The sequence below is a fragment of the Eikenella sp. genome (genome assembly GCF_057315495.1).
Window position 1 is genome coordinate 49,509 of sequence record NZ_DBHKXY010000002.1, and the last position, 9,827, is coordinate 59,335.

The 9,827-nt window shown below is 57.9% G+C and carries 10 protein-coding genes and 1 pseudogene; 8 read left to right on the plus strand and 3 right to left on the minus strand.

The genetic code is table 11. The features are described from left to right. The first annotated feature begins 47 nt into the window (after positions 1-47). Entirely contained in the window at positions 48-638 is a 591-nt protein-coding gene (locus ACO6EE_RS00305; protein ID WP_485958553.1) for an adenine phosphoribosyltransferase, read from the plus strand. Between the two features lie 175 nt (positions 639-813). Continuing rightward, positions 814-1,380, plus strand: a complete 567-nt coding sequence (gene azu / locus ACO6EE_RS00310) for an azurin (RefSeq protein ID WP_485958554.1) — start codon at positions 814-816, stop codon at positions 1,378-1,380. Between the two features lie 257 nt (positions 1,381-1,637). Here the strand turns inward: azu and ACO6EE_RS00315 are convergent, their stop codons facing one another. Both ACO6EE_RS00315 and ACO6EE_RS00320 read right to left on the minus strand, forming a co-directional pair. Beyond that, positions 1,638-2,363, minus strand: a complete 726-nt coding sequence (locus ACO6EE_RS00315; protein WP_049259183.1) for a phosphatidylserine decarboxylase — start codon at positions 2,361-2,363, stop codon at positions 1,638-1,640. Positions 2,364-2,527: 164 nt separating this feature from the next. After that, on the minus strand, positions 2,528-3,226 hold the full coding sequence (locus ACO6EE_RS00320) for a hypothetical protein (protein WP_485958555.1): 699 nt from the start codon (positions 3,224-3,226) through the stop codon (positions 2,528-2,530). Positions 3,227-3,268: 42 nt separating this feature from the next. Here ACO6EE_RS00320 and argG point away from each other — a divergent pair, with 42 nt between their 5' ends. The 3 genes from argG (at position 3,269) to ACO6EE_RS00335 (ending at position 6,712) form a co-directional block, all read left to right on the plus strand. After that, on the plus strand, positions 3,269-4,615 hold the full coding sequence (argG, locus tag ACO6EE_RS00325; RefSeq protein ID WP_485958556.1) for an argininosuccinate synthase: 1,347 nt from the start codon (positions 3,269-3,271) through the stop codon (positions 4,613-4,615). A gap of 173 nt (positions 4,616-4,788) precedes the next feature. Continuing rightward, positions 4,789-5,973 (plus strand): GTPase HflX, encoded by a 1,185-nt coding sequence (hflX, locus tag ACO6EE_RS00330; protein ID WP_485958560.1) that lies wholly within the window; start codon positions 4,789-4,791, stop codon positions 5,971-5,973. Between the two features lie 46 nt (positions 5,974-6,019). Continuing rightward, positions 6,020-6,712 carry a M15 family metallopeptidase gene (locus ACO6EE_RS00335; RefSeq protein WP_485958557.1) on the plus strand — a complete coding sequence of 231 codons (693 nt, stop codon included), beginning with the start codon at positions 6,020-6,022 and terminating at the stop codon, positions 6,710-6,712. 232 nt (positions 6,713-6,944) lie between these two features. Here the strand turns inward: ACO6EE_RS00335 and ACO6EE_RS00340 are convergent, their stop codons facing one another. Beyond that, a complete protein-coding gene (locus ACO6EE_RS00340; RefSeq protein ID WP_485958558.1) occupies positions 6,945-7,835 on the minus strand; it encodes an NAD(+) kinase in 891 nt (296 codons plus the stop codon). A 246-nt stretch (positions 7,836-8,081) separates the two neighbouring features. Here ACO6EE_RS00340 and miaA point away from each other — a divergent pair, with 246 nt between their 5' ends. The 3 genes and pseudogenes from miaA to ACO6EE_RS00355 all read left to right on the plus strand — a co-directional run. Continuing rightward, a complete protein-coding gene (gene miaA / locus ACO6EE_RS00345; RefSeq protein WP_485958561.1) occupies positions 8,082-9,035 on the plus strand; it encodes a tRNA (adenosine(37)-N6)-dimethylallyltransferase MiaA in 954 nt (317 codons plus the stop codon). Then, entirely contained in the window at positions 9,032-9,550 is a 519-nt protein-coding gene (locus ACO6EE_RS00350) for an RDD family protein (RefSeq protein ID WP_485958559.1), read from the plus strand. The genes miaA and ACO6EE_RS00350 overlap by 4 nt, the downstream gene beginning before the upstream one ends. 155 nt (positions 9,551-9,705) lie before the next feature. Continuing rightward, positions 9,706-9,827: pseudogene (locus tag ACO6EE_RS00355) on the plus strand (IS1595 family transposase); the annotation flags it as partial.

Here is a 9,827-nt window from a genome sequence, read left to right on the forward strand (position 1 = left end):
AAGTGGTAAGATTCGCGTTTCGCACAGGCTACCTGAAAGATACCGCTATGCTGTTCCATCCCGAAGTCATGACCGTTGAAATGCTGGCGCAGAAAATCCGTAAAATTCCCAACTGGCCGCAGGAAGGCGTGCTGTTTCACGACATCACCCCCGTGCTGCAAAGCCCGGAATATTTCCGCCTGCTGGTAGATTTGCTCACCTACCGCTACATGACGCAAGACATCGACGTGGTGGCCGGGCTGGATGCGCGCGGCTTCATCATCGGCGCCGCGCTGGCCTACCAGCTCAACGTGGGTTTTGTGCCCATTCGTAAGAAAGGCAAGCTGCCCTTCACCACCGTTTCCGAAAGCTACGCGCTCGAATACGGCGAAGCTACTGTGGAAATCCATACCGACGCCATTAAAGACAACGCCCGCGTGTTGCTGGTGGACGACCTCGTGGCCACCGGCGGCACCATGCATGCCGGCATCAAGCTCATCCGCAAGCTTGGCGGGAATGTGGTGGAAGCCGCCGCCATCCTTGAATTTACCGACCTGCCCGGCGGCGACCGCGTCCGCAACGAAGGCGTGCCCCTGTTTACCCTGTATCAAAACAGCGGCGCGGTAAACGAAGAGCATACGGCACCGCAGGCCGGCTAAAAACCGCCCATGCCACTATCCTGCTTTCAGGCTACCTGAAAGCCGGATGGTTTTTGATACAGCAGCATTTGATGCTGCCGGGTAAAACAGCGCCGTATCGGCAGTATCAAAAGGCAGGGCAGTTCGCTATAATCGCCCACGCAGTATTTACCCGTGTTTTGATAAGGACCATGCTATGAAACTGTATCTTCCCCTGATTGCCGCCGCCCTGGCGCTGGCTGCCTGCGGCGGCGAAACCGCCCCCAGCGCGCCCGCTTCCGAAGCCCATCACGACCACGCCGCTTCGGCCGCCTCCGCCGCTTCCCAAGCCGCGCCGGCCTCTGAAGCCGCCTCTGCTCCCGCCGCCGCTGCCGAAGGCTGCTCGAAATTGGTGGAAACCGGCGACAGCATGCAGTACAACACCGCCGAAATCAGCGTGCCCAAAGGCTGTACCGACTTCACCGTTACCCTCAAACACACCGGCAGCTCGCCCAAAACCGCGATGGGGCATAACATTGTAATTACTGCCGAGGGCGATGTGAACGGCGTAAACAACGACGGCGTGGGTGCAGGCCCGGACAACGATTATGTGAAACCCGGCGACGAGCGCGTGATTGCCCACACCAAAATTATCGGCGGCGGCGAAGAATCCTCCGTTACCTTCCCCGTGGCCAAACTGGCTGCCGGCACCAACTACAAATTCTTCTGCTCCTTCCCCGGCCATGCCGGCGTGATGAACGGCGTGGTGAAACTGGCGGATTAATTGCCAACGGTTTGCCCAAACAGGCAAAAGGCTACCTGAAAATTCAGGTAGCCTTTTTTGCTGGTTGGATATGGATGCCGGAAGGCCGGTATGCCTGTTTTATAGTGAATTAACAAAAACCAGTACAGCGTTGGCTCGCCTTGCCGTAACGTGTGTACTGTCTGCGGCTCGCCGCCTTGTCTGATTTAAATTTAATCCACTCTAACTTCGTTGAAGCTCATGCTTTCAGGTAGCCTTGGCTGAAAGGCCGCGCCCGCTTACTCCGGCAGCACTTCTTCCGCTGCTTCCTGCACCAAGGCCGAAGCTGTTTCGATAACGGTTTGTTCGCCATTCGCTTCCAGCGGCAAACGAGCCAAAATGGTTTCGCTGGCACGCACTTTTTCGCCGATGGCCACCAGCGGCACGGCATCGGTGGGCAGATACACATCCACCCGCGAGCCGAAACGGATAAAGCCGTAGCGTTGGCCGCGCGTGATTTTTTCGCCCGGCTGCACGTAGCACAGAATACGCCGCGCCACCAAACCGGCCACCTGCACAAAGGTCAGCTCGCGCCCGCTTTTCGTGGTGGCAAACACCGCATTGCGCTCGTTTTCCGTGCTGGCCTTATCCAGCGCGGCGTTAACGAATTGGCCGGGGAAGTAGTCCACCTGCGTTACCGTGCCGTCAACCGGCGCGCGCTGCGAATGCACGTTGAACACGTTCATAAACACGCTGATTTTCAGCGCGGGCACTTTGCGGAACGGGTCTTCGGCGCGTTCCACCACCACAATACGCCCGTCGGCCGGGCAAAGCACGGCTTCCGGATCGGCAGGGATATCGCGCGCCGGATCGCGGAAAAACTGCACCGCAAACACGGTGAACACCCAAAACGGCAGCGACCACCAGCCGCAGCAGATGCTCACCAGCACGCTCAGCAGCAGCCCGCCCAAAATAAACGGCCAGCCTTCCCGCGCAATCAGCGGGTGGGGGTAGAAACGGTTCACGGTATGATCCTTTTAAAATTGAGTTGGAATAGGGCGCGATTATACAAGATACGGGGTAGGGCGGAAGCGGCTTGCGCCAAATCGCTGAGGCTACCTGAAAGCATGAACTTCAACGAAGTTAAAACAGCGCCGTCTGTATTTTCAGGTAGCCTCATCGGTTTCCCTCACCACTGCTCGCCGCGTTCGCCTGTACGGTCGCCCCAAGTTTCGTCTTGCTCGTAGGGCAGCACCATCATGGCCGAGAACCAGCCGCCGACCGCAAACAGCGCGGGCAGCACATACCACGGCGGCGTGGACATCAGCTGGCTGAACATGCCGTCGGGCACGGGCAGCATGCCCTCCAAAGTATTGGCAATCAGCTGGTTGAGCCCCGGCACCACATCCATGCCCGCCAGCTGCGGCAGGGCATATAAAACCGCCGTCAGCCCCGTCCAGGCCAAAGTGGCCATTGCCCGTCCCGGCAGATTGTTTTGCCAAGCCAAGCGGCCGGCCAGCCAGCCCGTGAGCAGGGCGGGCAGCGCGAGCAGCCACAGGCAGTGGATGGCCGAGGTCAGCACGATGCTCAAGCCGTTGAATCCCGCCAGGCGCAGCAGCATGGCCTGCGGCGACTGCCAGCCGCCTTTCCACAACACGGTTAGCGCGCCGTAGAGCAGGCCGCAGGAAATGCCGGCATACAGCACATACCAAATCATTTGCCGACGCGGCAGATTTTGCCGATTACCCATGGCTTGTTCCTTGATTTCACCAAAGGCACACAGGCTACCTGAAAGCGCCATGCGCGTAAACCGGGCTGGCTTTAACTTCGTTGAGCCCACGCTTTCAGGTAGCCTGCTTCGGCTGGACAAGTTCATGCGTTTAGGCACACAATCCCAGCCTTCAACCATCTTGCCAAACAAAGGAGCATCATGAGCCAGAGCAACGCCACCATTCTGCAAACCCTGCCTGTCGGTCAAAAAGTCGGCATCGCCTTCTCCGGCGGTCTTGATACCTCTGCCGCACTACTGTGGATGAAACTCAAAGGCGCGCTGCCTTACGCCTACACCGCCAACCTCGGCCAACCTGACGAAGACGATTACAACGCCATTCCTAAAAAAGCGATGGAATACGGCGCAGAAAACGCCCGCCTGATCGACTGCCGCGCGCAGTTGGCACACGAAGGCATCGCCGCCATCCAATGCGGCGCGTTCCACGTTTCCACCGGCGGCATCGCCTATTTCAACACCACGCCTCTGGGCCGCGCCGTGACCGGCACCATGCTCGTTTCCGCCATGAAAGAAGACGATGTTAACATCTGGGGCGACGGCAGCACCTACAAAGGCAACGACATCGAGCGTTTCTACCGCTACGGCCTATTGACCAATCCCGCGTTGAAAATCTACAAACCTTGGCTCGACCAACAATTTATCGACGAACTCGGCGGCCGTCATGAAATGAGCGAATTTCTGATTGCCAACGGCTTCAACTACAAAATGTCGGTTGAAAAAGCCTACTCTACCGACTCCAACATGCTGGGTGCCACCCACGAAGCGAAAGACTTGGAATTCCTCAACAGCGGCATCAAAATCGTTAAGCCCATCATGGGCGTTGCCTTCTGGGACGAAAGCGTCGAAGTCAAACCCGAAGAAGTCAGCGTACGCTTTGAAGAAGGCGTACCGGTTGCATTAAACGGCAAAGAATACGCCGCCCCCGTCGAACTCTTCCTCGAAGCCAACCGCATCGGCGGCCGTCACGGCTTGGGCATGAGCGACCAAATCGAAAACCGCATCATCGAAGCCAAATCGCGCGGCATCTACGAAGCCCCCGGCATGGCGCTGCTGCACATTGCCTACGAGCGCCTGCTCACCGGTATCCACAACGAAGACACCATCGAGCAATACCGCATCAACGGCCTGCGCCTCGGCCGCCTGCTGTATCAAGGCCGCTGGTTCGACAGCCAAGCCCTGATGCTGCGCGAAACCGCCCAACGCTGGGTGGCCAAAGCCATTACTGGCGAAGTCACCCTCGAACTGCGCCGCGGCAACGACTATTCGATTCTGAACACCGAATCGCCCAATCTCACCTACGCGCCCGAACGCCTGAGCATGGAAAAAGTGGAAAATGCCGCCTTCACCCCGCTTGACCGCATCGGCCAGCTCACCATGCGCAACCTCGACATTACCGACACCCGCGCCAAACTCGGCATCTACGCCGACAGCGGCCTGCTCTTGCTGGGCGAAGGCTCGGTGTTGCCGAAACTGGGCAGCGGCAAGTAAGCCCGGGCGGTATAAAAAGGCTACCTGAAACGAAACTGCCGAAGGCAGCCGAGTTTCTGCGAAGCCAAGATTTTCAGGTAGCCTCATCAATAAAGGCTACCTGAAATTGCTTTCGAGCAGCCGCCTGCCCATGCGCTATAATGCCGCATCTTCAATCCATTCCGCCTGATGCCATGCCACGCCGCCCCCCATTCCAGCCCGATAAATCCCTCAGCCGCCCCGAGCGCGTATTGCTGGTGGGCGTGATGCTGTCCGACAGTTTCTCCGGCAGCAACGAGCAGCGCGCCCACGCTTTTCAAAATGTGCTGGATGAAGCCGCCGAGCTGGTGCGTGCCGGCGGCGGGGAGTTGGTGCACGTTTCCACCGCCCGCCGCGACCGCCCCAGCGGCGCATTGTTTGTGGGCAGCGGCAAAGCCGAGGAGCTGGCGGCCGAAGTGCAGGCGCACAATATCGAATTGGCCGTGTTCAACCACGAGCTCACGCCCACGCAGGAGCGCAACCTCGAAGCCAAGCTGCAATGCCGCGTGCTCGACCGAGTGGGGCTCATCCTTGCCATTTTCGCCCAGCGCGCGCAAAGCCAGGAAGGCCGCCTGCAAGTGGAGCTGGCGCAGCTCACCCACCTTTCCGGCCGCCTGGTGCGCGGCTACGGCCACCTGCAAAGCCAAAAAGGCGGCATCGGCCTCAAAGGCCCGGGCGAAACCCAGCTCGAAACCGACCGCCGCCTGATCGCCCAAAAAATCACCACCCTGAAAAAACGACTTGCCGACGTGCGCCGCCAGCGTGCCACCCGCCGCAAGGCCCGCCAGCAGGGCAGCCTGCCTACTTTCGCCCTGGTGGGCTACACCAACACCGGCAAATCCAGTCTGTTCAACCGCCTCACCAAAGCCGACGTGTTGGCCAAAGACCAGCTCTTCGCCACGCTCGACACCACCGCCCGCCGCCTGTATCTCGACCGTGAGCACAGCATCATCCTCACCGACACCGTCGGCTTCGTGCGCGACCTGCCGCACCGCCTGGTGGCCGCCTTTTCCGCCACGCTGGAGGAAACCGCCCAAGCCGACGTATTGCTCCATGTGGCCGACGTTTCCCAGCCCGACTACGAGCAGCGCATGGAAGACGTCAACCGCGTGCTGGCCGAAATCGGCGCGGCCGATGTGCCGCAGCTCTTGCTGTATAACAAAATCGACCTCCTGCCCGCCGAGCAGCAACAGCCCGGCATCCTGCGCAGCAAAAGCAGCCAAATCGCCGCCGTGCGCCTTTCCGTTACCCAAAGCCTGGGCTTAGAAGACTTGCGCCAGGCATTGATTGAATGGGCGGATACGCATAGCAAGGCATCAGGCGGCAAAGAGGCTAGCTGAAAAGCATAAGCATCTGATTTAATTATTCTAATAATTTACACTTAATATGTTTTCAAATTTAGAACTCACCGGTCGCACCCGCAATCATGTCGTGCAATACGATTCCCCACGGTTTGCTGCCCATCCTCAGGCGGCGGAAGCGTTTATGGCTATGCGTGCCGCCGCGCGGAAAGACGGCATCGATATGCAGCCGTTCAGCACGTTCCGAGATTTTAAAACCCAGCTTCGTATTTGGAACCACAAGTTTGCAGGCAAAAAGCCGCTGTATGACGAATACGGCAATGTACGCGATCGCAGCGCAATGTCGGAAGAGCAGATTATTCGGCATATTTTAGATTGGTCGGCATTGCCGGGAGGTAGCAGACATCATTGGGGAACGGAAATTGACGTAGTGGACGCTGCTGCTATGCCGCCGGGCTATCAGCCGAAGTTATTGCCGGTTGAGGTGGGGGAGGGCGGTATTTTCCGGCCGCTGCACCAATGGTTGGACGAGAATCTACACCGCTTTGGTTTTTTCCGGCCGTATCAACAGCAGCAGGGAGGGATGTTTCCCGAGCCTTGGCATTTGAGCTATGCGCCCTTGTCGGCTCGGGCTATAGAGCAAATGTCGGTGGAGTTGTTGGCAGAGACTTTGCGGGATGTGGAAATATCGGGCAAAGAAACCGTACTGGCCTTGCTGCCGGAAATTTATCAAAACCATATTTTGAATATCGCAGCCATGCCGGAGGGATGGACTTAAAGGCATGTTACCCATGCGGTTTTGCTGGTTGTTTATTGCTTGGAAAGGCTACCTGAAAGTGAAGCTAAAAATTTCAGGTAGCCTTTTTAATTTGAATTGTCTGGTATTTACACATGGCGGATTCCAAGGTGGAAAGGCTACCTGAAAAACCAAAAGCCGGGCATGAGCCCGGCTGGTTTCATTTTTACTATCCGTACCTTTATCAAAACTGTTTTCAGGTAGCCTCTGTCTGCTAAACCAGCTGCTCGCCCCAATGCAGTTTCTGGCGCAGGGTTTTGTAGTATTGGTAGTTGGTGGGATGCAGCACACGCAGGGTGTTGCGGTAGCGGCGGATGGTGAGCCGGTTCATGCTGTGCAGGTCGATGTGGGATTGGCCGTCGCAATGTACGCGGGCGTTGTCGGCTTTGGTGATGAGGATTTCGATTTCGCAGCTGTCGGGCACCACGATGGGGCGGTTGGTCATGGATTGCGGGCAGATGGGTACGAGGGTGAGGGCGCGCAGGGTGGATTGCAGAATCGGCCCGCCGGCAGCCAGGGCGTAGGCGGTGGAGCCGGTGGGGGTGGACACAATCAACCCGTCGGAGCGCTGGGTGTAGACAAATTCTTGGTTGATAAATACTTCGAATTCAATCATCTGCCCCAAGCCGCCACGGCTGATGACGACTTCGTTGAGGGCCAGTGCGGTGCAGTCGGATTCGTCGTGGCGCTGCACGGTGCATTCGAGCATGATGCGCTCTTCGGGCAGGTATTGGCCGGCGAGCATGCGCGAAATGTCGGCAATCATGTTTTGGCGCGGCACTTGGGTGAGGAAGCCTAAATGCCCCAAATGCACGCCCATGATGGGGATGCGGTAGGGGGCAAGTTGGCGGGCTACGGATAAAAATGTGCCGTCGCCGCCGAGCACCAGCACCAAATCGCAGCAGGTGCCCATGTCTTCTTTAGATATTCTGCGGCAGCGTTCGGCCAGCAGGTTGGCAGACAAATCGACGCCGCATTCTTCGTCTAGCAGCACTTCGATGCTGTTGTCTAAAAAGAAGGCCACCAGTTCGCTCAGGGTTTCGCCCAATTGCGGGGTGTTGGGGCGGGTAACGATGCCGATGCGGTGAAATTGGCTGTGTTTCATGTGGTGTAATGGAGAAATTATGGGGAAATTACGTTAGGCCGAACTCTACCTGATTTTCAGGTAGCCTGAAAGGCGGGAGCGGGATAGGTCGGGGCAACGAAGCAGCCTTCTTATTCTAATGCGCTATATTTTGTTTTTTATCATGCGGCTGATAGAATGCCGCGCCGTGTGGCTTTATGTTTCAGGTAGCCTTTTGTGTGGCTGAAACACAAAGCCGGAATATCCATTTCTTTTTCAGGTAGCCCCATGCCGCAATCCACCCCACCGCAGGCACTCGCCTTGCTCGGCCCCACTGCTGCCGGCAAAACCGCGCTCGCGCTTGCCTTGGCCGAAAAGCTGCCGCTGGAAATCGTCAGCCTCGATTCCGCACTGATTTACCGCGGCATGGACATCGGCACCGCCAAGCCCACTCCTGCCGAGCGCGCTGCCGTGCCGCATCATCTCATCGATATCATCAACCCGCCGCAAAGCTACAGCGTGGCCGATTTTTTGAACGATTGCCTGCGCCTGTGCCGTGAAATTCATGCGCGCGGCCGCCTGCCGCTGATTGTGGGCGGCACCATGATGTACTACCACGCCCTCGTTAATGGCCTCAACAGCCTGCCCGCCGCCAATCCTGAAATCCGCCGCCAACTGCAAGAGCAAAAACAGCAACACGGCCTGCCACACCTGTATGCCCAACTGCAACAGGCCGACCCCGCCACCGCTGCCCGCCTCAAGCTCGGCGACAGCCAGCGCATCGAACGCGCATTGGAAGTGTGGCTGCTCACCGGCCGGCCGCTCAGCCAACACTTCGCCGAACAGCCCAACGCCGCGCCGACGCTCTCCTTGTGCAGCATCGCCCTGATTCCGGCGCAACGCGAACGGTTGCACCGCAATATCGAACAACGCTTCTACGCCATGCTGGAGCAAGGCTTTCTTGATGAAGTAGGCCGATTGCAAGTGCAATATCCCGAGCTCACCCCCGACTACCCCGCCGTACGCTGCGTGGGCTACCGCCAAGCTTGGGCACATCTGCAAGGCGAAACCGACCGCAACACCTTCATCGCCCAAGGCATTGCCGCCACCCGCCAGCTTGCCAAGCGCCAGCTCACCTGGCTGCGCAAACTGCCCGCCGATTTGGTGATCGACCCGTTTTCAGGTAGCCTCCGGCAACACAGTCAAACCATTCATTCTTTTTGCCAACAACACTTCGTATGAGCACTCCTTTCCCCGCCTCTTTCCGCCGCCGTTTCGCCGCCCTGTGCTACGAAGCCTTGCTGCTGGCCGCCGTAACCTGCGTGGCTTTTATCCCCGCCGCCGCCGCCAATATGGTGTTGCATAATGTGCCGCTGCTGGCTGAAACTGTCGTGGCGTTGATTATCCTCGCCGTATGGTGGGGCTATTTCCGCCTTTGCTGGCACAGCCCGCGCGGGCAAACCCTGCCGATGAAAGTGTGGCGGCTGCAGCTGCAAACCCTCGCCGGCAGCCGACCTTCCTTGCGCCAATTGCGCCTGCGCTTCATCTGGGCCACCGTGCTGCTTTTGCTGCTGCCGCTCGCTTCATTCAGTATCCTGCGCCAACTCACCCCGCTGCCGCCTCAAACCGTAGCCGGCATGGCATTGGCGTGGTGGATACTGCCCATCGGCTTTGCCCTCATCCACCCCTCCCGCCAATTCCTCTACGATTATCTGGCCGGTACGGTTTTAACGGAGAAAGAGGCGACAGGGAAATAGTATTACTGCCACAAAATGGGCTACCTGAAGGGACGGTTGTGGTGTAAGTTAAGATTCAAACTACAGGTATCCAAAATGGCATAATAAGGCGGCGGGCTAATACCACCTTATTTTTAGGGGCTGACGTAGATTAGCAGTTATGCCAGGCTACGAAAATGCAGATAACCAATTGTAAATTAAGCAAGAGAGTTCAAAAGAAACTACTTGAATTTTTTGTGCTCCAAGTTACCGCCCGTTCCGCTGCCGATATTGTGGACATTCAGCCCAACTCCGCCAT

Excerpts from the sequence above, each read along its gene's own strand:
- ACO6EE_RS00340 (WP_485958558.1), bottom strand. The coding sequence starts at position 7,835 with ATGAAACACAGCCAATTTCACCGCATCGGCATCGTTACCCGCCCCAAC.
- ACO6EE_RS00335 (WP_485958557.1), top strand. The coding sequence starts at position 6,020 with ATGTTTTCAAATTTAGAACTCACCGGTCGCACCCGCAATCATGTCGTG.
- ACO6EE_RS00305 (WP_485958553.1), top strand. The coding sequence starts at position 48 with ATGCTGTTCCATCCCGAAGTCATGACCGTTGAAATGCTGGCGCAGAAA.
- azu (WP_485958554.1), top strand. The coding sequence starts at position 814 with ATGAAACTGTATCTTCCCCTGATTGCCGCCGCCCTGGCGCTGGCTGCC.
- argG (WP_485958556.1), top strand. The coding sequence starts at position 3,269 with ATGAGCCAGAGCAACGCCACCATTCTGCAAACCCTGCCTGTCGGTCAA.
- ACO6EE_RS00350 (WP_485958559.1), top strand. The coding sequence starts at position 9,032 with ATGAGCACTCCTTTCCCCGCCTCTTTCCGCCGCCGTTTCGCCGCCCTG.
- hflX (WP_485958560.1), top strand. The coding sequence starts at position 4,789 with ATGCCACGCCGCCCCCCATTCCAGCCCGATAAATCCCTCAGCCGCCCC.
- miaA (WP_485958561.1), top strand. The coding sequence starts at position 8,082 with ATGCCGCAATCCACCCCACCGCAGGCACTCGCCTTGCTCGGCCCCACT.